General features: G+C 70.7%; 20 protein-coding genes. 11 read left to right on the top strand and 9 right to left on the bottom strand.

The annotated features are described in order from the left end of the window. Window positions 1-4 precede the first annotated feature (4 nt). The 5 genes from QN245_RS01905 (at window position 5) to QN245_RS01925 (ending at window position 4,414) form a co-directional block, all read left to right on the top strand. Window positions 5-1,366, top strand: a complete 1,362-nt coding sequence (locus QN245_RS01905) for a glycoside hydrolase family 5 protein (RefSeq protein ID WP_425612898.1) — start codon at window positions 5-7, stop codon at window positions 1,364-1,366. Window positions 1,367-1,468: 102 nt separating this feature from the next. After that, the gene (locus tag QN245_RS01910) at window positions 1,469-2,023 is read left to right on the top strand and encodes a DUF1190 domain-containing protein (protein WP_184449995.1); all 555 of its coding nucleotides are present in this window, start codon (window positions 1,469-1,471) and stop codon (window positions 2,021-2,023) included. A 34-nt stretch (window positions 2,024-2,057) separates the two neighbouring features. After that, window positions 2,058-3,239, top strand: coding sequence for a glutathionylspermidine synthase family protein (locus QN245_RS01915; RefSeq protein WP_317844405.1), 1,182 nt, complete (start codon window positions 2,058-2,060; stop codon window positions 3,237-3,239). Between the two features lie 67 nt (window positions 3,240-3,306). Next, complete coding sequence (locus tag QN245_RS01920; protein ID WP_184647479.1) at window positions 3,307-3,906, top strand: hypothetical protein; 600 nt, start codon at window positions 3,307-3,309, stop codon at window positions 3,904-3,906. Window positions 3,907-4,135: 229 nt separating this feature from the next. Beyond that, on the top strand, window positions 4,136-4,414 hold the full coding sequence (locus QN245_RS01925) for a hypothetical protein (RefSeq protein ID WP_317844406.1): 279 nt from the start codon (window positions 4,136-4,138) through the stop codon (window positions 4,412-4,414). A gap of 415 nt (window positions 4,415-4,829) precedes the next feature. Here QN245_RS01925 and QN245_RS01930 read toward each other — a convergent pair whose 3' ends face one another. The 8 genes from QN245_RS01930 to QN245_RS01965 form a co-directional block, all read right to left on the bottom strand. Then, window positions 4,830-6,128, bottom strand: coding sequence for a DUF58 domain-containing protein (locus QN245_RS01930; protein WP_167087925.1), 1,299 nt, complete (start codon window positions 6,126-6,128; stop codon window positions 4,830-4,832). A 205-nt stretch (window positions 6,129-6,333) separates the two neighbouring features. Then, the gene (locus QN245_RS01935) at window positions 6,334-7,326 is read right to left on the bottom strand and encodes an AAA family ATPase (RefSeq protein WP_184647347.1); all 993 of its coding nucleotides are present in this window, start codon (window positions 7,324-7,326) and stop codon (window positions 6,334-6,336) included. Continuing rightward, complete coding sequence (locus tag QN245_RS01940) at window positions 7,323-8,510, bottom strand: DUF4350 domain-containing protein (RefSeq protein ID WP_317844407.1); 1,188 nt, start codon at window positions 8,508-8,510, stop codon at window positions 7,323-7,325. Before QN245_RS01940 ends, QN245_RS01935 begins: the two co-directional genes overlap by 4 nt. After that, the gene (locus QN245_RS01945; RefSeq protein ID WP_317844408.1) at window positions 8,507-10,192 is read right to left on the bottom strand and encodes a DUF4129 domain-containing protein; all 1,686 of its coding nucleotides are present in this window, start codon (window positions 10,190-10,192) and stop codon (window positions 8,507-8,509) included. The genes QN245_RS01940 and QN245_RS01945 overlap by 4 nt, the downstream gene beginning before the upstream one ends. Then, the gene (locus QN245_RS01950; RefSeq protein ID WP_317844409.1) at window positions 10,182-11,234 is read right to left on the bottom strand and encodes a stage II sporulation protein M; all 1,053 of its coding nucleotides are present in this window, start codon (window positions 11,232-11,234) and stop codon (window positions 10,182-10,184) included. Before QN245_RS01950 ends, QN245_RS01945 begins: the two co-directional genes overlap by 11 nt. Continuing rightward, window positions 11,231-11,908, bottom strand: a complete 678-nt coding sequence (locus tag QN245_RS01955) for an RDD family protein (protein ID WP_184450007.1) — start codon at window positions 11,906-11,908, stop codon at window positions 11,231-11,233. The genes QN245_RS01950 and QN245_RS01955 overlap by 4 nt, the downstream gene beginning before the upstream one ends. Window positions 11,909-12,081: 173 nt before the next feature. Then, entirely contained in the window at window positions 12,082-12,993 is a 912-nt protein-coding gene (locus QN245_RS01960) for a DUF2167 domain-containing protein (protein WP_425612899.1), read from the bottom strand. Window positions 12,994-13,136: 143 nt separating this feature from the next. Beyond that, window positions 13,137-13,697 (bottom strand): RBBP9/YdeN family alpha/beta hydrolase, encoded by a 561-nt coding sequence (locus tag QN245_RS01965; protein ID WP_317844411.1) that lies wholly within the window; start codon window positions 13,695-13,697, stop codon window positions 13,137-13,139. Between the two features lie 29 nt (window positions 13,698-13,726). Here QN245_RS01965 and QN245_RS01970 point away from each other — a divergent pair, with 29 nt between their 5' ends. Beyond that, entirely contained in the window at window positions 13,727-14,296 is a 570-nt protein-coding gene (locus tag QN245_RS01970) for an Lrp/AsnC family transcriptional regulator (RefSeq protein WP_317845432.1), read from the top strand. Between the two features lie 9 nt (window positions 14,297-14,305). On the opposite strand, the gene QN245_RS01975 is transcribed toward QN245_RS01970, so the two are convergent. Next, the gene (locus QN245_RS01975; RefSeq protein WP_160968720.1) at window positions 14,306-14,857 is read right to left on the bottom strand and encodes a gamma carbonic anhydrase family protein; all 552 of its coding nucleotides are present in this window, start codon (window positions 14,855-14,857) and stop codon (window positions 14,306-14,308) included. 265 nt (window positions 14,858-15,122) lie between these two features. Here QN245_RS01975 and QN245_RS01980 point away from each other — a divergent pair, with 265 nt between their 5' ends. From QN245_RS01980 to QN245_RS02000, 5 genes are all read left to right on the top strand, one after another. Further along, window positions 15,123-16,631, top strand: a complete 1,509-nt coding sequence (locus QN245_RS01980; protein ID WP_317844413.1) for a right-handed parallel beta-helix repeat-containing protein — start codon at window positions 15,123-15,125, stop codon at window positions 16,629-16,631. 53 nt (window positions 16,632-16,684) lie between these two features. Further along, window positions 16,685-17,962, top strand: a complete 1,278-nt coding sequence (locus QN245_RS01985) for a carbohydrate porin (protein ID WP_317844414.1) — start codon at window positions 16,685-16,687, stop codon at window positions 17,960-17,962. 37 nt (window positions 17,963-17,999) lie between these two features. Further along, the gene (gene aroD, locus QN245_RS01990; protein ID WP_317844415.1) at window positions 18,000-18,905 is read left to right on the top strand and encodes a type I 3-dehydroquinate dehydratase; all 906 of its coding nucleotides are present in this window, start codon (window positions 18,000-18,002) and stop codon (window positions 18,903-18,905) included. Window positions 18,906-18,953: 48 nt separating this feature from the next. After that, window positions 18,954-20,261 carry an MFS transporter gene (locus QN245_RS01995; protein ID WP_317844416.1) on the top strand — a complete coding sequence of 436 codons (1,308 nt, stop codon included), beginning with the start codon at window positions 18,954-18,956 and terminating at the stop codon, window positions 20,259-20,261. A gap of 73 nt (window positions 20,262-20,334) precedes the next feature. Continuing rightward, window positions 20,335-20,472: a hypothetical protein gene (locus tag QN245_RS02000; protein WP_317844417.1), complete on the top strand. Its 138-nt coding sequence runs from the start codon at window positions 20,335-20,337 to the stop codon at window positions 20,470-20,472. The last annotated feature ends 87 nt before the right edge of the window (window positions 20,473-20,559 follow it).

Below are 20,559 nucleotides of genomic sequence, written 5' to 3' on the forward strand. Positions count from 1 at the left end.
GTCCATGCTCCGGCATGTGCGTTCGTCTTCCGCTGTTTCCTCCCCCACCCCGTCCCTCGCCTCCACCCCGGCCGATCCGGGCCGCCGCAGCGTGCTGCGCGCCGGTGTCGGCATCGCCGCCGGTGCCGCGCTGTGGGGCCTCGGCGGCCAGGCCCGCGCTGCGGGCACGCTGCCGTTCGCCGGCCTCAACCTGTCCGGGCTGGCGTCCAACAATTTCGTGGACAACGCCGTCATCGACCGGCACTACCGCGACATCCGCGATCAGCACATCGCCGCCGCCGGCGCCTGCCCGCTGTTCCGCCTGCCCACCACCGCTGCACGCTTCAGCACCGGCCAGGGCATGCCGCTCAACGCCACGTATTGCGACCAGGTCGAGCAGGTGCTGAATCGGCTCGCGCAGCGCGGCAAGGTGGCGATCCTGGAATTGCACGACTACATGCGCCTGCCGATCAAGGTCGCGAGCAAGTCCGGTTACCGGCGCGATAGTTCCGGTCAGTTGGTAGGGCCCGATGGGCGCGCGGTCACCGATCCCGCCGACCAGACGGTGTGGGACGGCACCTACCGCAAGGGCAATTTCCTGTACCTGGGCTATTTCGATCCTGCCGACAGCCTGCTCAAGCTCTACGAGTACCGCGTGATCGGCACGCCGGGCTGCACGCTGTACAACGCCGCCGGCCTGCCGGACCTGTGGAGCCGCATCGTGCAGCGCTTCCGCTCGCATCCGGCGATCTTCGGCTGGGGCCTGATGAACGAGCCCTACCAGGGACCGGAGCTCAACGCAGACGGCAGCAAGCTGGTGATGGCCGACCACTGGCTGCGCACCGCCACCGCCACCGCAGCGCGCATCTTCGATTTCGACCGGTCGCATTACGTGTTCGTCTGCGGCAACGAATACGCTAGCGCCCGCCGGTGGAAAGAGGTGTCCAACAACCTGGACACGATCCCCGATCCGTACGATCGCATCGTCTACGAGGCCCACAATTACCTTGATAACGAGGGCCGCGGAGGCGGTGCCTGGGCCAATCCCAATGAATCCGTTGCGCCGGACACCGGCATCGAGATGGTCACGCCCTTCATCGACTGGCTGGCACATAGGGGCAAGCGCGGCTTCCTCGGCGAGCACGGCTATCCGGCGGGCAACGCCAGTGCGGAATTGGCGACCAGGCGCATGCTCGCGCACCTGCAGGCCAACAACATCCCCAGCACGCAATGGTGCTTCGGTCCCGGTTGGCCCGACAACGACGTGCTGGGCATGAGTCGCGACGTCGGCATGGATATCCAGGTCAAGTCCAACATCGCCGCGGTGCAGCCGTACTTCGACGCGCGCCTGTCCAGCTACGTGCCGCCGCCGCCGCCCACGAGCTGACGCGTCGCGACCGCGTCCGCCGTGACGTCCAACCGCCGGCCGCGGGTTTCCGCGGCCGGCGGAACCGGGCATCATCGTGGCTGGACTCAGGAAGACGTTGCCATGAAAAGGTCGAAGACGACCGCATTGTTGCTGATGAGCGCCGCGCCGCTGCTGTTTACCGCCTGCGGGCGCGAGCCGGAAGCCAAGGCCCAGGAAGGCCTGTACACCTCGGTGGATGCCTGCGTGGCGCAGACCCACGACATCGCCACCTGCCGCGAGGCCTTCGCCCAGGCGCAGAAGCAGGCAGCCGAGCAGGGGCCCAAGTACGCCAGCCGCGAGCAGTGCGCGCAGGACTATTCGCAAGATCGCTGCGTGGAGCAGCGCGACAGCCACGGGCATTCCTTCATCGGGCCGATGATGACCGGCTTCTTCCTGTCGCAGATGCTCAACAACAACCGCGCCGCCGGGTTCAATGCTGCGCCCGCGTATCAGGACCGGCAGAACCAGTGGCAGCGGCCGGCGTCCTATTCCGGCGGTGCCGGTGCGGCCGCGGCCGGCAGCAGCCTGCGCGGCAACCAGACCATGACCCATATCGGCGCCACACCGAACCGGGCGGTCACCGTCAGCCGCGGCGGCTTCGGCGAATCCGGCGGTGGGCGCGGCTTCGGCAGCTGAGCACGGCTTTTTCCCTCTTCGCACGAGACCCCGCATGAAACGCATCGCGATCGTCGAGCGCGGCGACTGGCGCGCCCAGGCCGCGGAGTACGGTTTCCGCTTCCACACCATCGACGGCCAGCGCTATTGGGACGAACGCGCCTACTACGCGTTCAGCCTGCGCCAGATCGAGCGCGACCTGGAGGATCCCAGCGCCGAACTGCATGCGATGGCGATGGGCCTGCTCGACGACATCGTCGCCAGCGAGGCGCTGATGCAGCGGCTGGCGATTCCGCCGGCGTTCCGCGACTGGATCGCCGACAGCTGGCGGCGCCGCGAGCCGCATCTGTACGGGCGCCTGGACCTGGCCTACGACGGCCGCGGCCCGGCCAAGCTGTACGAACTGAACTACGACACGCCGACGTCGCTGTTCGAATCGGCGTTCTTCCAGTGGCAATGGCTGGAGGACCAGCGCGCGCAGGGCCGCTTGCCGGACGACGCCGACCAGTTCAACTCCATCCACGAGGCCTTGCTGGAGCGCTTTGCCGCGCTCGCCGGCTGGCTGCCGCCGCCGCTGTACTTCGCCGCGGTGCGCGATTCGGAAGAGGATCAAGGCACGGTCGCCTACCTGCGCGACTGCGCCGCGCAGGCCGGCGTCGCTGGCGAGCTGATCGCGATCGAGGACATCGGCCTGTCCAGCGACGGCCGCTACACCGATCTGGACGACACGGTGATCGGCGCGCTGTTCAAGCTGTATCCGCTGGAGGACATGTTCGCCGAGCGCTTCGGCCAGGCGCTGCCGGGATCGGGCCTGCGCCTGCTGGAGCCGCCGTGGAAGGCGCTGCTCAGCAACAAGGGCATCCTGCCGCTGCTGTGGGAGCGCCATCGCGGCCATCCCAACCTGCTGCCGGCCGCGTTTGACGATGGCAGCGCGTTGCCGCCGGGTTGGGTGCGCAAGCCGCTGCATTCGCGCGAGGGCGCCAACATCGTGCTGCATCTTGACGATGGCCGCGTGCTGGAGAGCGATGGCCCCTATGCCGGGCCTTACATCCGCCAGCAGGCGCATCCGTTGCCGGCGTTCGAGGGCCGCTACCCGATGGTCGGCAGCTGGATCGTCGGCGACCGCGCCTGCGGCATCGGCATCCGCGAGGACGACGGCCCGATCACCCGCGACAGCGCCCGGTTCCTGCCGCATGCCATCGTCGAGGACGCGCAGCCGGGTGTGCTGTATGCCTGAGTCTGTGTCGCGCGCCGATGCGGTGTCGCCTGGCGCGCCGCGTCGGCATCGCAACGACGGCACGCCTTTGGCCGCCTATGCGGACCAGGTGGCGGTGCGCTGCCATCGCTGCGGTGCGCCGGGCTGGGTGCTGGCGCAATGGGAGCCTTACCGGTGGCAGGCGCGATTCCGTTGCGGCCAGTGCGCTGCGGGGCTGGACAGCGACGCCGACGATTGGGTGGGCGCGGTGCAGCTGGAAGGTCATCGCGCTTGCGGCCATTGTGGGCACAAGTGGGTGCGGGTGCGTGCGACGTCGACCGGTGCAACCGCAGCGCCCGCGACCTTGCCCGGGCGTTGCGCGCATTGCGGGAAAAGCAGCGCGGTGGCGGTCACCACGTATCGCGTGCGCGATGGATCGCCCTGCGATCCGCATTTCGGCATGCCGCTGGTGCTGGTTGCGCCGACCCGCGCCGGGGTGCTGTGGGCCTACAACCCGCGTCATCTGCAGGAGTTGCAGGACTACGTGGCGGCGACGCTGCGCGAACGCCGCGGCCTGTTCGGTCGCTCGATGGTGGCGCGGTTGCCGGCGTGGATGAAGCTGGCGCGGCACCGCCCACTGATGCTGCGGACGCTGCAGCGCCTGCAGCAGGCCTGCGCGCAGTTGCCGTCGTTGCCTGCGGCAAAGTGAGCGGCAGCGGTATTCGGGATGCTGTAGCCGTCGTCGCGCGAGCGCAGGGTGTGGACCTGATCGACTCGACGCGGTTGACACGCGTTGCGGAAGCGATGATGCGGTGTTGGCGGGGATGCTGGACTGCCGGAGGGGACGCAGCCAGCGTCAGCACGCCGAGGCGTGAAGTACGGCTGACGTGCCCGGCGTTGCGCATCGGGAGAAACGGTGCGCCAGTGGGGCACTGGCCATGACCAATCAGACCAAGGACGCCGTCGTCCTGCAGATCGCCGACGTGGTCGGCCCGTTGCTCGAGCCTCAGGGCTTCGTGTGCCGGCGGCATCGGTTCGAAGCGGCCGATGGCGGCAGCAACCTCCGTGGTTATGAGATTTGTCTTTCCAGGAGCAAGGCGCATCTTGCGTTGCACCTGCGATTGACGCTGCTGGAGCGCAGGTACGAAGAGGTGTTGTCCAAGAGCAGATCGAAGAACGAAGTGGCCTTGTTCTTCACGCATCTGACCATGCACTGACGCGCGTGCAGCGCTGCCCGGCATGCGCGTTTTTGGCATGTTGCGGTTGCTGCGCGTTGCCGACATGGGAGCGGCTTCGGCCGCGACGCACGATGGCGTGAACGTCGGTCGTCTTCGGACGCTGTCGGGACTGAAGGGTGTCTCTAATAACGCGCGTTGCCGCGGCGCAGCCGGACACGTCGTTATCCTCGTAGGAGCGGCTTCAGCCGCGACGGGCATTCCCGGTAGAGCTTGTCGCGGCTGAAGCCGCTCCTACAACGGGACTCTGTGGTTATTCGAGGTCCCCTGAAGTCCCTCCCACAGTGCACCCATCACGCCAGCCTCGTTCTCGTCAGGAGCGGCGGGGCCGATGCAGCCGCCATGTGCTGGCCATACCGCGGGCGGCATGCCACCGCACTGCATCGACAGCGTCGCGCTACAGCAATCCGTCGCGCTTCACCGCCAGGTAGCGCTCGATCAGCGCGGCGGGCAGTTCCTCGCCGGTGACGTCGAGCACCATCACGCCGTGGCTGCGCAGTGCGTCGTGCGCGGCGCTGCGCTGCTGCAGGTAGCGCGCCACTGCACCGGCCTGCACGGCCTGCGGCAGCTCGTGGACGTCCTCGGCCAGCGCCTGGTCCAGTTCGCGCTCGCGCAGGCTGGCCACGCACACCAGGTGGCGGCGCTGCAGCAGGCGCACCGCGGCCAGCAGGTCCTCGATGTCCTCGTCGCGCACGTTGCTGACCAGCATCACCAGCGCGCGGCGGCGCTGGCGCAGCGACAGTTCGGTGGCCGCGGCCAGGTAGTCGGTGGCCACCGGCTGCGGCTGCAGGTCGTAGCTGGCGCGCAGCAGCACGTCGACCGTGGCCATGCCGCGCTGCGGCGCCACCCAGCGCGCGTCGCCGCCGCTGGCCATCATGCCCACCGCATCGCCCTGGCGCAGCGCCAGGTACGACACCACCAGCGCCGCGTTGAGCACATGGTCGAAATGCGACAGGCCGCGTTCGCTGGCCAGCATCCGTCGCCCGGTGTCGATCAGCATCAGCAATTGCTGGTTCTTCTCGTCCTGGTACTCGCGCGAGATCAGCTTGCGCGCGCGCGAGGTGGCCTTCCAGTCGATCTGGCGCAGGCTGTCGCCGATCCGGTACTCGCGCATCTGGTGGAAGTCGGTGCCTTCGCCACGGCGACGCTTCAGGTGCGCACCGACCAGGCGCGAGGCCTGTTCGGCGCTGAACAGGGCGAAGCGGGTCAGCGGCGCGAAGTTCGGATACACGCGCACGGTCTGCGCCGGCCCAGCCAGGCGTTGTTGCCACCACAGGCGCCAGGGCGCATGCAGGCGCAGGTGCGTGCCGTCGAACACGAAGCGGCCGCGCGCGGTCGGGCGCAGCTGGTAGCGCACCTGGGTCTGGTGCGCGGCGGGCAGGGTCAGCCGCTGCGGCAGGCCCTGCAACTCCCAGCCGCTGGGCACCAGGTCGAACAGGTCCACGCGCTGGCGCTGTGCGCTGTCCAGATACAGCACCACCTCGCGCTGCACACTCAGCGGCAACGCCTCGGGCAGCTCACGGCGTAGCTGCGGTGTCGGCCGCCGCCACAGCCGCCACGCATCGAACGCCGCGACCAGCGCGATGGCCGCCGCGACCGCTTGCCAGCTCCACAGCGGTAGCCAGCCCAGCGCCACGGCCAGGCCGTACAGCGCCCACAGCGCAAGCAAGGCCAGCAGGGGCGGGGCGGGTCTCATCGGGGGGCCGGGATTCGGGATTGGGGAGTGGGGATTCGCAGAGGCGCGCACTGGCGGCCGCAGCGCCATGTGGCGGTGAGGCGGCGTCGAGTTACAGGGAGCGCGGTACAGCGGATCGGCCAGGACGCGCTGACGCAGTCAGTGGCATGCGCCGCCGCCGCACCGCGCTGTTGCCAATCCCCACTCCCGACTCCCCAATCCCCGCTCATTTCCGCGGCGCCTCCACCTTGGCCAGCAACGCGCCCAGGGCGTCGTCGGCGCTCTGGCCTTCGATCTGCAGTTCCGGGGCCAGGGCGATGCGGTGGCGCAGGGCGGGCTTGGCCACGTCGCGGATGTCGTCGGGAGTGACGAAGTCGCGGCCGGACAGCACCGCCTGCGCGCGCGCCGCGCGGACCAGGGCGATGCTGCCGCGCGGGCCGGCGCCCAGGGCGATGCCGGGCCAGCGGCGGGTGGCGGCGACGATGCGCACGGCGTAGTCGATGACCTGCGGATCGACCGCGATGGCAGCGGTGCCGGCCTGCATCGCCACCACGTCCTCGGCGCCGAGCACGCGCGGCACTTGCGACAGGTCGAAGTCGCCGGCGCTGCGGCCGCTGGTGACCGCGGTGACCATGCGTGCCTCGTCCTCCAGTTGCGGGTAGTCGATCAGGATCTTCAGCAGGAAGCGGTCCAGCTGCGCTTCCGGCAGCGGGTAGGTGCCTTCCTGCTCGACCGGGTTCTGCGTGGCCAGGGCCAGGAACGGCGGCGCCAGCGGGAACGGCTTGCCTTCGATGGTGACCTGGCCTTCCTGCATCACTTCCAGCAGCGCCGACTGGGTCTTGGCCGGAGCGCGGTTGATCTCGTCGGCCAGCAGCAGATGGGTGAACACCGGGCCGCGGCGGATCTTGAAGCTCTCGGTCTTGGGGTCGTACACGGCGTGGCCGCTGACGTCGCTGGGCATCAGGTCCGGGGTGAACTGCACACGTGCGTAGTTCAGTTCCAGCGCCTGCGCCAGGGCGCGCACCAGCAGGGTCTTGCCGAGGCCGGGCACGCCCTCGATCAGCACGTGGCCGCCGGCCAGCAGCGCGATCAGGATCTGGTCCAGCACCTCCGGCTGGCCGATGAAGGCGTGGCCGACCGCGGCGCGGATCGCCTCGGCGCGTTCGATCAGGGCAGGGCCGGCGAGCGGCGCGACGGCGTCGGAGGAGGCGGTGGTCATAACTGGTTTCTCATCTGGACGAGGAGGCGGATGCGCTCGCGCAAGGCGGCGGGTTGGTTGGGCGGCGGCGGCTGCAGCGCCTGTTCGACCTGCGCCGTCGGCAGTTGCAGGCGTTCGGCGATGGCCGCGGCCTGGGCCGGGCCCTCCAGCGCGGCGGCGATCGGCGCGCGCCGGCGCAGCCGCGCCAGGAACGCCTCGCGCATCGCCGCATGCAACAGGTCGGCGCGGCCATAGCGCAGCAGATGTTCGCCGCTGGCGCGCACGTGTTCCAGCAGCGAGCGGCGGTCGGCCGGCGGTGCGGCAAGCAGCGGCCCGAAGCGCTGCATGCGCGACCACAGCCAGGCCAGCAGGATCAGCAGCGCGGGCAGCCAGGCCGGCCAGCCACGGGTGAACAGGGTGCGCCACAGCGACGGCAGTTCGGCAGAATAGATCAGGTGGATGGTGCCCTGGCCGTAGTTCGGCCCCAGCACTTGCCGAGTCAGCAGGCGGTTTCCGGCTTCGCGCAGCCCGCCCTTGCGCAGGATCGGGTCGTTCTCCATCGGCGAGCCATCGAACATCGCGCCGATCCGGTTGTCCTGGTTCTCGAGGAAGTCCAGCTCCGACAGCACGTCCACGTTGCCATCGCCGTAGGGAACGCGCGCAAACACGAAGTCGTCGTCCTCGCCGCTCCACCAGTTGTCGGGCGTGTCCGGATCGATGTGGAAGCGGCGGCCGTCGCAGAACACTTTCTGCGGGGCTGCGCCCGGCACCGCCATCATCAGGCAGTTGTCCGGGCTGCGCGCCTCGACGGTGATGTCCAGCGCGTCCAGGATCGGCACGTCGCCGTGCTTGACCTCCGCGGTGGGCGTGCGCAGCACCAGATGTCCGCCATGCTCCACCCAGTCCAGCAAGGCGTCGCCGTCGGCCTTGCCGAGCATGCGCGGATCGCCGTACAGCACCACGCTGTCGTGCGGGCGCAGGCGCATCGCCGCCAGGTCCAGGCGTTGCCGCGACTCGGCGCGCACGCCGTCGGCGCGCAGGGTCTGGCGCAGCGCGTACAGCGGGTTGTAGGCGGCCTCGCCGCGCGGCGGCAGCACGATCACCCGCTCGGCGCGTTCGTAGCGGCCGAAGAACCAGGCCGCGGCGACGCTGGCCAGCAGCAGGCCGACCAGGAAGATCAGCGCATTGCGCGTGCCGCTGTTCATGCCTGCCACCGGAACTGGCGCTGCAGGTCGTCGACCAGCGCGTCGAAGGCGCCGTCCTCGGGCAGCCGGCCGGCGTAGGCGGCGTGCTGCCAGACCCGCACCATGCGGGCGAACAGGCTGCGGTCGGCGTCGTCGGGCAGGCGTTGCGCGGCGCGCAGGCACTGCGCCTCGGTGGCGCTGGGCGGCAGCACCAGGTCGGTGCGCTCGCACAGCGTCGCCACGCTGGCCCGGTACAGCAGCGCCAGCGCATCGCGGTGGCGCCCCTCGCGCCAGGCGCGTCGTGCCACCGTCGCCACGTCGTCGGGCAGCGGTTGCGGCGCCAGCACCGGGGTGTGCTCCGGCGCCGCCGGCACCGGCGCGCGTCGGCGCCCGGCGCCGCGCATCCACGGCAGCCAGTGCCTGGCGGTGAGCAGCAGCACCAGCACCAGGATCCCCGCCAGCACCCACATGCCCCACTTGCCGGCGAAGGCGATGGCCTGGGCGGCGGCCTTGATCCATTGGCCGAACGCGGTGAGGTCCTGCTTCTTGTCGTCCGGCTTGGGCGGTTCGTCGGGATTGCGCTTCTTCCAGTAGCCGATGGTGCGCTTGGCGGTCAGCAGCGGGTCGTCGTAGGCGCGGTCGGCGGCGCGGGCGAAACGCGCATCGGCGGCGGGAACGGTGTCGAACACCTCGTCCAGCGGGACCGGGCGCGCGCCGTGGTGCTGGCTGTCGGCGGCGTGCGCGGCAGCGGTCTTGACGTCGGTATCGGTGTCGGTGTCTGCGCCCTGGTCGGCGTCGGTCTCGTCAGCGCCATCGCGCTTGTCGTCGTCGGGGGCAGCGTGCTCCGCCGCGGTCTGCACCGCCGTGTCGGTGGCCGGTTGCGCACGCAGCGCCGCCATCGGTGCGGCGAGCAGGGCCACGCACAGCAGCGCCAGCGGCGCAGAAGTGCGCAGGCGCGCGGCCATCCGCCGCAGCGCCATCTCCACGTCCCAGGCTTCGAGCTGGGTGCGCCGGTTGAGATACAGGCCGAAGCCGGCGCCGACAAAGAACGGTTCGATCAACGTCATCGCCAGCCAGGCGATGGCGTTGAAGCCGATGTCGGCCCACACCGGCGTCTGCTGGCCGATCAGCGACCAGGCCGCGCGTGCGGTTTCCGGCAGCAGGTCGATGGGCACGAACAGGAAGATGGTGGCGATGCAGGCCAGGCTGAGCATGCCTTCGAACGTGGCGAAGACGCTGGCCATCAGCAGTGCATGGCCGTAGATGGCGCCGCCCAGGGTGCGGCGGCGCTCGCGCTGCTGGTCGGCGCTTGCGCCTTCCAGCAGCTCCAGCGGCATGAACACGCTGCGCGCCGGACTCAGCCGGCGCCAGGTCAGGTAGCCGATCAGGGTGCGCCAGCCCCAGCCGCCCTGCGCGCGCACGGTGTCGCGCACGCGCGGCACGTCGCCGAACACCGCACGCGAGATCACGAACAGCGGAATCCGGTCCAGCACCGGCTTCAGCCACCACAGCAGCAGCGGCGCCAGCCACAGCTGGTCGATCGCCCAGGCGCCGAGATTGAGCGCGGCGAACAGCGGCAGGGTGACCAGCAGCCACGGCTTCCAGATCGCCCCGGCATGGCGGCGGACCAGGGCACTGCCCAGTTCCATCGCTTCCCAGGCCGAGCGTGCGCGCAGCACCACGTCCAGGCGCTCAATCCGCATCGATGGCCTCCGCGCGGCCGCGCCCGCCGCGCCACAGCCACGCCAGCACCAGCGTCCACAGCACACCGGAGACGCTGTACTTGATCCACGCCGGCACGGTCGCGATGGACGACCAGAACGCCTCGATGAAGGCGGCCACCAGCAGCATCGCGGCCACGCCCAGGCACAGCCGGGCGCCGATCTTGCCGCCTTCCACCAGCGCGTCGATGCGCCGCCGCCGCCCCGGCGCCAGCACCTTCAGGCCGAGCTGCAGGCCGGCGCCGCCGGCGATCACGATCGCGGTCAGTTCGAACGGCGCATGCCCGGCGACGAAGCGCCAGAAGGTGACGCCGTAGCCGATCTGGTGCAGGTGCCCGGCCACCGCGCCGATGGTGATGCCGTTGAACAGCAGCACCAGCACCGTGCCCAGTCCGGCTAGCAGGCCGCTGGCGAAGGTGCGCAGGCCGATGCTGATGTTGTTCATGATGTAGTGGCCGAACATCTGCCAGTCGGTGCCGCTGTCGCGGCCGAGCTTCTGCGCGCTGGCGGCCGGGTCGTACATGCGCTCGATCTGGCTGACCTGCATCGGGTCCATCAGTCCGTGGATCAGTTCCGGGCGGAACTGCAGCAGCACGAAGATGGTCACCAGCGGCACCACGAACAGCGCGGTGGCCGCGGCCATGTAGCCGGCCTGGCTGCGCACCAACTGCGGGAATTCGGCGAACAGGAACTCCGCCGCGCGCCGCCAGCGCGGACGCGGCGCCCGGTACAGGACGGTGTGGCCCTGCTGCATCAGGTGCTGCAGGCGCGCGGTGACCTGCGGGCTGTAGCCGCGCTTGCACGCCAGCGCCTGCTGCTGGCACAGGCGCCGGTAGCGCGCCGGCATGTCCTCGTCGGCGAGCGGCGGCTGGTGCGCGTTCGGCGGCGTGACCGCATCCGTGGCGTCGTTTGCGGTGGATTTGGGTGCCGGCTTGCGCCCGTTGCCGCTGCCGCTGCGCTGCAGCCAGGCCTCGAACGCCTGCCACTCGTGCTGATGGCGGAGGACGAACTGTTCCTGTTTCATCGGCGGCCCAGCAGCCAGTTGGCCATCGCGTACAGGCGCAGCACCCCGGCCTGGCCCGGCGTGTCGGTCAGCGGCTGCGCCAGCGCGGCCAGTTCCAGTTGCCGCTCCGGGGTGAGGCGCGGCGCGCGCTCGGCGAAGGCGATCAGCGCCGTCTGTTCGGCCGGCAGCAGCGGCCGCGGCGGCGCGAGCGCACTGGCGATCGGCGGCAGCGCCTCGTCCGCGCGCGGCGGCTGGTGCACCACCAGCGTGCCTGCGACCAGGTCGCCCAGGCGCCGCGAATGGGCGTCGAACAGGCAGGCGATCAGGCCGACCGCATAGCCGAACGGCAGCATGTCCACGGTGCGCAGCAGGTTGCGGGTGATCGCCGCCATCCACCCCACCGGCGCGCCGTCGCGCGCCACCACGCGCAGGCCCAGCGCCTGCTTGCCGAGGGTCTGGCCACGCCAGCCCTCCAGCACGATCGGGTAGCCCCAGAACACCAGGAACATCGCCACCAGGTACAAGCCCTGGCCGAGGCCACCGAGCAGGCCGAGGAACATGCCCATGGCGGTGAGCAGGGCGAAGCGCAGCGCCAGGTCGATCAGCCAGGCCAGCGCGCGCGGCACCGCGCCGGCGGCCGGCAGGTGCAGCGCCACGCCCTCGGGCGTGATGACCTCGCGGTAGGTATCGAGCATGCGTGTCACCGCCGCCGCGCGGCGCGGCGGACAAGGGCGCCTGCGATGTGGGGAGGCCGTCCTTCCGTTCGGCCGGCTGCCTGTGGCGGCATGCTGCTCTCGACTGCGTCCTGCTTCCGAAGCGGCACTTTAGCCGGCGTGACGTGAATTGCCCAGCACGCCGGCGGCGCCGATCAGCGCACCGTGCCGCCGTCGCGCTGGCGCCCGGAGAACAGCTTGCGCACGCCGGCGACCAGGGCCATCAGACCGACCAGCACCAGCTTCCAGGCCTTGGCCAGCAGCAGGCCGAGCTTGGCGAACAGGCCCGCCTTGGCCGCCAGGCCGCCGCCGATCAGGGTGGCCACGCCGTAGCTGGCGATCTTGTCGGTGGAGGGGTTGTGGTCGGCGTAACGGGCGCCGCTGTCGAACTCGGCCATCGGCAGCAACTGCTGCATGCCCTCGCGCACCTGCGCCAGTTCGCCCATGCCCGAGACCGCATTGAGGCTGAGGTAGCCATGCCGTCCGAGCACGCGGATGTCGTAGTTCAGGGTGTGCTCGCCCTCGCCCGCGAACGCCAGCTCGCGCGCCCAGTACAGCTTCTTGCTGCCGGTGTCGTAGCGCGGCGGCACCGCCCAGCCGACCAGGTCGACCTGCTCGTAGCCGGCCTTCTTGCGCTGCGCGTTGGACTCGCGCGTCTCCTCCTGCATGTCCTTGAGCATGGCCTGGTAGTCGATCTTGCTGGCGTCCTCGTCGGACACGTAGCCATCGTCGGAATAGGTGACGACCACCGCCCAGCTGCCCTTCTCGTCGAGTGCGGGCTGGCGCGGCACGATCAGGCCCAGCACGTCGTCGTCCGGCGGGTTGCCCCAGTAGCTCTCCAGCACCTTGCGCGCGTCGGCCTTGTCCAGGAAGCGGAACGCCGGGCCGAGATCGAAATGCACCTTGGCCTGCGGCAGTTCGATATGGCCATCGCGGAAATGCAGTGAGCCGACGAACTGTTCGGCGGTCATGTCCGGGCCGCTGTCCTGGGCCAGGGCCGAGCCGGCAGTGGCGCACAGCGCACAGAAAAAAGCGGCCAGCAGGCCGCGCAGCGAGGTCTTGAGCATTGGCGATTCCATTCGTTCGGTGGCGTCCCCACGCCATAGGCGCCTAGTGTCGCGCAAGCGTGCATGGCGCGCCAGTCGCGAACGCGCCCGTTTGGTGGTCCACGGCGCCGCGTGGCGTCCTGCCGGCGATGCGCCGGCAGCGCTCAGTCGGGTGAGGCCGGTGCAGGCCCGAGGCCGGCATCGAAGGCGGCCAGCAACTGCGCGCCGTGCGGCCATGCGCCCAGACCGCTGGCGGCATTGAGGTGTCCCAGTCGGTCGAGTTCGACTAGCCCGCTGCCCCAGTCGGAGGCGCAGCGGCGGCTGTAGGATGGCGTTGCATAGGGATCGTCGCTGCTGGCCACGATCAGGCTGGGAAACGGCAGGCGCGCCGTCGGCACCGGGACGAAACTGGCGGCCTGCGCATGCGGGAACGCGTCGCTGTCCGGATCGGGAACCGCGACCAGGAAGGCGCCGCGCGGCAGGCGGTCGGCGCGCGCGGCCCAATGCGCGACCAGCAGGCAGCCCAGGCTGTGCGCGACCAGCAACGGCGGCGTGGCGCAGTCCTGCACGCAGCGGTCGAGCGCGCGCAGCCAGTCCTGCAGTTGCGGGTGCGCGAACGAGTCCGGTTGCAGCCGGCGCATGCGCGTGTCCTGCCGCTGCCAGAGGGTTTGCCAGTGCTCCGGCCCCGAGTCGCCGATGCCCGGCACGATCACCACGTCCTGCATGCGCTACGCTCCGTCGAAAGGAAGCGTGAGTGTCGCGCTGCCCGCCCGGCATCGCCATGGCGATGCATCGGCGCATGCGGCGTTTTTCCGATGAATCCACGGTGCAGGGCAAGGGGGCGAGGCGAGTGGCGGCGAAGACCTGGCGGGGCGATGCCCTGGATTACGCGATCCTGGAGGCGCTGCAGTGCGACGGACGCATCGCCCTGGCGGCGCTGGGGCGGCGCATCGGGCTGTCGCAGCCGGCGATGTCAGAGCGCGTGCGCCGGCTCGAGGAACAGGGCGTGATCACCGGCTATACCGCCCGGGTCGATCCGCGCGCGCTGGGCCTGGCGACCTCGGCCATCGTCCGCCTGCGCACCACGCATGCGCAGATCGGCGCATGCCTGGAACTGTTCGCGCAGATGCCGCAGGTACTGGACGTGCATCGGGTCACCGGCGAGGACTGCTTCGTGCTGCGCGTGCTGGTGCCCGCGCCGGCGCAGCTGGAGCCGGTCATCGACGCCCTGGCGCGCTTCGGTGCGGTGACCACCAGCGTCGTGCTGCGCAGCGAGACGCCGCGCCCGATCGGCCGTGCGCTGATGGCGTTGGCGGCCGAGTAGCGGCGCCGCCTACTGCGGCGACGCCGCGGCCGCGGCCAGGTAGCGGTCCTTCAGCCGCACGTAGTGCTGCGCGGAGTAGTGCAGGCTCTCGATCTCCTTGTCGCTGAGCATGCGCGCCTTGCGTGCGGGATTGCCCAGCCACAGCTCGCCCTCGCCGACGGTCTTGCCCGGGCCGACCACCGCACCGGCGCCGACGAAGCCGTATTTCTTCACCGTGGCGCCGTCGAGGATGCACGCACCCATGCCGATCAGGCACAGGTCCTCGATGGTGCAGGCATGGATGATGGTGCCGTGGCCCACGGTCACGTCCGCGCCGATCAGGGTCGGGTAGCCGGCCGCGTTGAACGGGCTGTGGTGGCTGACGTGGATGATGGTGCCGTCCTGGATGTTGCTGCGCGCGCCGATGCGCACGTGATTGACGTCGCCGCGGATCACCGTGCCCGGCCACACCGACACGTCGTCCTCCAGCACCACCTCGCCGATCACGGTGCAGGCCGGGTCCACATAGACGCGTGCGCCCAGTTGCGGGGTCTTGTCGAGGAACGGACGGATCGGGGACATGGCGCTCTCCGGCGATAGGGCGGCCGGCGGCCACGCGGCTGGCGATGATAGCGCGGTGACCCGGGCCGGCCGCCGCGCGCCGGCGGGTCCGGGAAACGCCATTGCGGGTGGTGTTGTGCGATAAACGCACCGCCAATCGATATTCGCACTTGAATGGTGCACTGCGATAAAACTAGCGTTGCCGCTGTTCCGGCGCCGTGCCACGGACGCGACGGCGTCCGGCGCGCCGCCGCCGGTGCGGTCCCGATCCTGTTGGAGATGGTGCATGTCCCCTGTGTGTTTCCGCGGCCTGGCCCTGCTCGCGGCCCTGCTTCCCGGCGCCGTGCGCGCCTACCAGGCCGAGCCGCCGCCGCCGGAGCGCAGCGTGCTGACCGTGGATCGCTACGCCGACGACGCCGCCCCGGGCTCCCTGCGCTGGGCGATCACGACCGCCAACCAGGCCCCCGGCCGCTACCGCATCGAGATCGCCGCGGTGGGCGCGCCGCCGTACGTGATCCGCCCGCGTGCGCCACTGCCGGCGCTGCAGGGGCCGCTGCAGGTGGTCGGCCTGGCGCGGGCGCACGACGGCCAGTACATCGCCATCGACGGTGCCGGCTACATTCGCGGCAAGGGCACCGCCGCCTGCCCGGGCGCGGAGAAGGGCCAGTTCGGCACCAACGTGCGCAGCACCACGCTGCCGGGCCTGGTGCTGCGCGACACCCATGGCGTGGAACTGAGCGGCCTGGAGATCCGCAACTTCTGCATCGGCGTGCTGATCAACCGCGCCAGCGACAACGTGCTGCGCGACAACCGCATCGTCACCAACCACGGCGGCGCCGGGGTGATGCTGACCGGCGACGACGGCAACGGCCAGTCCACCGCCACCACCACGGTGCGCAACCGCATCGTGCGCAACGACTTCCTCGACAACGGCGACGGCCTGGAACTGACCCGCGGCGCGGCCTGGAACCTGGTGGCCGACAACGTGTTCCGCTCCACCGACGCCAACCCCGAGCCCTCGCAGGGCATCGAGATCCTGTGGGGCAATGACAACACGGTGCTGCGCAACCGCTTCGAGCGCTACTCCGACGGGCTGCAGATCAACTGGGGCAACCGCAACACCATCGCCGACAACGACTTCGCCGGCAATTCGATCGGGGTCAGCGTCACCGGGCGCGACAACCTGATCGAGGGCAACCGCCTGGTCGGCAACGGCATCGGCATCGCGGTGCGCCCGCAGCCGCGCAGCGAACCAAATCGGTTCAGCGCCAACCTGCTGTCCGGCAACGGCCTGAAGATCGAACGCTGTTTCGCCGGCGGCACCTGCGTCCCGGGCCAGCCGCGCGGCGCCATCGTGTTCGGCGTGCCCGGCCTGGAGCATGCGCCCTTCGTCGGCTCGCGCGGCATCGGCGTCGATCCGGACCCGCGCAAGCGCGCGGCGATCTGCGGCGCCGCCGCGGCGGAGGGCTGCCAACCGCCGCCGAACTTCGGCCAGGCCGCGCCGCAGCTGCGCGCGATCGAACGCGACGCCGGCGTGTCGCGGGTGCAGGGCAGCTTCGTCGGCCGCCCCGGCCACCTCTACACGGTGGAACTGTTCGGCAACCGCCGCCCCGGCGACGACGAGGCCGAACGCTATCTCGGCCGCGTCGAAGCGCCGGTGGATGCGCAGGGGCAGGGCCGGTTTGTGGTGCCGCTGGACGGCGATGCCGTGGAGTTGGCCACGCTCACCGCCACCGTCACCAGCGACGACGGCGCGACTTCGCCGCTGAGCGCACCGCTGGCGGTGGCGCCGTGAGCCGCGCTGCATCGGCTGGCGCTCGCGCTCGCGCGGTACGACGCCCGCCGTCGTTGCCGGCCTGGTCGCTGCTGGCCGCGGCCGTCGCCTTCGTCCCGGCGGTCGCCGCCGCGCAGGACGCCACCGATCTGGCGCACAGCACCTTCAGCGGCGACTGGAACGGCACGCGCAGCGACTGGCTGCAGCGCGGCGTCGCCGTGCGCGGCGACTACGTCGGCGAAGCCATGGGCGTGGTCGACGGCGGCCGCGGTGAGCGCGGCGCGCGCTACGCGCAGCAGGTGCGGCTGGGCGTGGACCTGGACCTGGCCAAACTCGCCGGCTGGGACGGCGGCACGCTGCATGTGACCGTCAACGACCGCCGTGGCCGCAGCACCTCGGCCGATCTGCTCGGCAACCGCTTCCCGATCCAGGAAGCCTACGGCGGCCAGTTCACCCGGCTGACCGAACTGAGCTACGACCGCCGCTTCAACGACGGGCGCAGCTACATCAAGGCCGGCTTCTACGCGATGGGCAACCAGTTCGGCGCGCACACGCTGCTGACCAACTTCGTCAACGCCGCGTTCTGCGCGCATCCGCTGGCGATGTCCGGCAACAGCGGCTGGTACAACTATCCCAACGCGCGCTGGGGCGCGGAGGCGGCGCAGCAGCTGACGCCGGCGACGAACCTGCGGGTCGGCTGGTTCCAGGTCAATCCCAGCACCAACAACAACGTGCACACCGCGTTCGACCTGGACGCGCGCGGCACCACCGGCTCGCTGTTCCCCGTCGAGCTCACCTGGACGCCGGGCGCCGGCGATGCCTATCCGGGCACCTACAAGTTCGGTGGCTACTACGACTCCTCGCGGGTGCCGCGCAAGGGCCTGGATCCGCGTGCCACCACCGGCCGCGACGGCGCCTACCTGCTGGTCGAACAAAAGTTGTACTCGCCCGGTGGCGAGCGCGGCCGCGGCCTGACCGGCTTCGCCCAGTACATGGTCTCCGACCGCGCCACCGCGCAGATCACCCGCTGGTACGCGCTGGGCGGCGTCTACCAGGGCATCGGCCGGCGCAGCCAGGACCGCATCGCCCTGGGCTATGTCGGCGCCGACATCAACCACCGCCTGCTCGACGCGCGGCGTGCGGCGCTGCTCGATGCCGGTGTACCGCCGGACGCGCCGGTGTTCGCGCTCGACACCGCCGAGGAACTCTACGAACTGTCCTACAGCGCGCAGCTCACCCCGTGGCTGATGCTGCGGCCGGATGTGCAGTACATCGTCAACCCCGGCACCTTCGCCTATGCGCGCACCGACAACGCGCTGGCGGTGGGGCTGCAGGTCAAGCTCACCTTCTGAGCGCGCGCTGCGCGCCTCCTTGCCCAGGCCGATCCCGATGCCCCTGTTTCCTTCCCGACTGACCTTGCTGTGCTGCGCAGCCCTGCTGCTGGCCTCGCCGCTGCAGGCCGCGGCTGCGGCGCCTCCAGCAACTGCGCCGGCGTCGCCGCCCACGGCGGCCCCGTTGCCGGCGCCGCACGTCCTGCAGGTTCGCGGGCTCGCTATCGGCGCCGGCCTGCCCAAGATCATCGTGCCGATCACCGCGAAAGACGCCGAGCAGGCGCTGGTGCAGGCGCAGCGCATCGCCGCCTCGCCCGATGCGGATCTGGCCGAATGGCGCATCGATCTGATGGACGACGCCACCGATGCGGCGGCGCTGGCGGCACTGGGGCCGCGCCTGGCGCAGGCGCTGCACGGCAAGCCGCTGCTGCTGACCTTCCGCACCAAGGCCGAGGGCGGTGCGGCGGCGATCGACGATGCCGCCTACGGCGCGCTGTACGCCCGCCTGCTGGAGGCGCGCTTCGCCGACCTGCTCGACGTGGAGATGTTCCGCGATCCGGCGGTGGTGCGGCAGCTGGTGGAGCATGCGCACCGGCAGGGCGTGTACGTGGTGATGTCCAGCCACGACTTCCACGCCACTCCGCCGGTGGCGGAGATCGTGGCGCGGTTGCAGCGGCAGCAGGCACTGGGCGCCGACGTGCTGAAGATCGCGGTGATGCCGCGCGATCCGGGCGACGTGCTGCACCTGCTCGACGCCACCTGGCAGATGCGCCAGCGCAGCGGCCAGCCCTTGCTGACCATGGCGATGGGGCCGCTGGGCGCGGTGTCGCGGTTGTCCGGCGGTACCTTCGGGCAGAGCCTGACCTTCGGCATGCTCGGCAGCGCTTCGGCGCCGGGACAGATCGACGCGGCGCGGTTGCGGCAGGCGCTCGACGCGCTGCAGGCCGCCGCGCCCTCCAAGTAATTCCGCGACGCCGCGGTTCCCGTTCGCCGTTCTTGCAGGAGTGTTGCCATGAGCCATGCCGCCGCCCCGCCTTCCGCGCTCGTCCTGGACCGCATGAGCGGTTTCCAGTGGACGGCGATTGCGGTCTGCGTGCTATTGAACATGCTGGACGGGTTCGACGTGATGGTGATGGCGTTCATCGCCCCGCACGTGTCGGAGGCCTGGCACCTGTCCGGCAAGCTGCTGGGCATCGCGCTCAGCGCCGGGCTGGTGGGCATGGCGCTGGGCTCGCTGTTGCTGGCGCCGCTGGCCGACCGCTGGGGCCGGCGCAACATGATCCTGTGCTGCCTGGCGATCCTGACCGTGGGCATGACCGCCTCGGCGCTGGCCCAGGACATCTGGCAACTGGCCGCGCTGCGCGTGTTCACCGGCATCGGCATCGGCGGCATGCTCGCCGGCGTCGGCGTGATCACCGCCGAATACGCGAGCCCGAAGTGGCGCAGCACCGCGGTGGCGCTGCAGGCCACCGGCTATCCCATCGGCGCCACGCTGGGCGGCTTGATCGCCGCGATGCTGCTGGAACGCTGGGGTTGGCATGCGGCCTTCCTGTTCGGCGCACTCGCCTCGCTGCTGTGCATCCCGGTGGTGCTGGCGCTGCTGCCCGAATCGTTGGACTTCCTGCTCAGCCGGCGCCCGCCGGATGCGCTGGCGCGGCTCAACGGGCTGCTGACGCGCATGCGCGCACGGACCCTGGATGCCCTGCCGCCGCGCCCGCCGGTGCAGGAGAAGGCGGGCTACGCGGCGCTGTTCACCCCGCGCCTGCGCCGCAACAGCGTGCTGATCGCGCTGGGTTTCTTCATGCACATGTTCGCGTTCTATTTCGTGCTGAGCTGGACGCCAAAGCTGCTGGTGCAAGCCGGGGTGTCGGCCGAACAAGGCGTCACCGGCGGCGTGCTGCTGAACCTGGGCGGCATCGTCGGTGGTGCCTTGTTCGGCGGTCTGGCCGCACGCTTCGCACTGCCGCGCTTGACCGCGGCCAGCTTCCTGATCGCCGCACTCGCGATGGCGGCGTTCGCCACGCTCGGCGCGCAGCTGCAGTTGGCCTTCCCGGTGGCCTTCGTGATCGGCGCGGCGCTGTTCGGCTCGATGGCCGGCCTGTATGCGTTGGCGCCGATCGTGTTCGCGCCGACCGTGCGCACCACCGGCCTGGGCTGGGCGATCGGCATCGGCCGTGTCGGCGCGATCCTCTCGCCGATGACCGTCGGCGTGCTGGTCGACGCCGGCTGGCAGCCGGCCAACCTGTACTACGTGCTGGCGTTGCCGCTGCTGGTGGCCATTGCCGCGGTGCTGACGATGCGGCTGCAACCGTCGCGTTGAGGCCGGGGCGGTGCGGGCGCGGGTCTGGTCCAGAGGCCGAAAACAACACGCGTGACGGCTCTGGCGGCGCCACTTGGCCTACGTCACCCTCTCGGCGCCGCCGTCCGGCACTGCGACCGATGTGTCGGCGGTGAAGGCCGGCGACAGTCAGTGCCAGCGCCGGACCGGTACCGACGATACCGCGCGCTGGTACCGCGCCAGCTTCGAATGACGACCCACCACATTTCCTATCGTCGATGGCGTGGTCGACCCGTCCGCGCATGACGTGGTGAGTGTGCAGCGTGTGCGTTGCTCGGCG

This window comes from Xanthomonas rydalmerensis (genome assembly GCF_033170385.1).
GTDB lineage: Bacteria > Pseudomonadota > Gammaproteobacteria > Xanthomonadales > Xanthomonadaceae > Xanthomonas_A > Xanthomonas_A rydalmerensis.

Bases quoted from the DNA above. Each gene is read 5' to 3' on its own strand.
- QN245_RS01965 (WP_317844411.1), bottom strand. From the start codon at position 13,697: ATGCAGGACGTGGTGATCGTGCCGGGCATCGGCGACTCGGGGCCGGAG.
- QN245_RS01930 (WP_167087925.1), bottom strand. From the start codon at position 6,128: ATGAGACCCGCCCCGCCCCTGCTGGCCTTGCTTGCGCTGTGGGCGCTG.
- QN245_RS01955 (WP_184450007.1), bottom strand. From the start codon at position 11,908: ATGCTCGATACCTACCGCGAGGTCATCACGCCCGAGGGCGTGGCGCTG.
- QN245_RS01945 (WP_317844408.1), bottom strand. From the start codon at position 10,192: ATGCGGATTGAGCGCCTGGACGTGGTGCTGCGCGCACGCTCGGCCTGG.
- QN245_RS01925 (WP_317844406.1), top strand. From the start codon at position 4,136: ATGACCAATCAGACCAAGGACGCCGTCGTCCTGCAGATCGCCGACGTG.
- QN245_RS01960 (WP_425612899.1), bottom strand. From the start codon at position 12,993: ATGCTCAAGACCTCGCTGCGCGGCCTGCTGGCCGCTTTTTTCTGTGCG.
- QN245_RS01995 (WP_317844416.1), top strand. From the start codon at position 18,954: ATGAGCCATGCCGCCGCCCCGCCTTCCGCGCTCGTCCTGGACCGCATG.
- QN245_RS01910 (WP_184449995.1), top strand. From the start codon at position 1,469: ATGAAAAGGTCGAAGACGACCGCATTGTTGCTGATGAGCGCCGCGCCG.
- QN245_RS01905 (WP_425612898.1), top strand. From the start codon at position 5: ATGCTCCGGCATGTGCGTTCGTCTTCCGCTGTTTCCTCCCCCACCCCG.
- QN245_RS01950 (WP_317844409.1), bottom strand. From the start codon at position 11,234: ATGAAACAGGAACAGTTCGTCCTCCGCCATCAGCACGAGTGGCAGGCG.
- aroD (WP_317844415.1), top strand. From the start codon at position 18,000: ATGCCCCTGTTTCCTTCCCGACTGACCTTGCTGTGCTGCGCAGCCCTG.
- QN245_RS01975 (WP_160968720.1), bottom strand. From the start codon at position 14,857: ATGTCCCCGATCCGTCCGTTCCTCGACAAGACCCCGCAACTGGGCGCA.
- QN245_RS01915 (WP_317844405.1), top strand. From the start codon at position 2,058: ATGAAACGCATCGCGATCGTCGAGCGCGGCGACTGGCGCGCCCAGGCC.
- QN245_RS01935 (WP_184647347.1), bottom strand. From the start codon at position 7,326: ATGACCACCGCCTCCTCCGACGCCGTCGCGCCGCTCGCCGGCCCTGCC.
- QN245_RS01940 (WP_317844407.1), bottom strand. From the start codon at position 8,510: ATGAACAGCGGCACGCGCAATGCGCTGATCTTCCTGGTCGGCCTGCTG.
- QN245_RS01980 (WP_317844413.1), top strand. From the start codon at position 15,123: ATGTCCCCTGTGTGTTTCCGCGGCCTGGCCCTGCTCGCGGCCCTGCTT.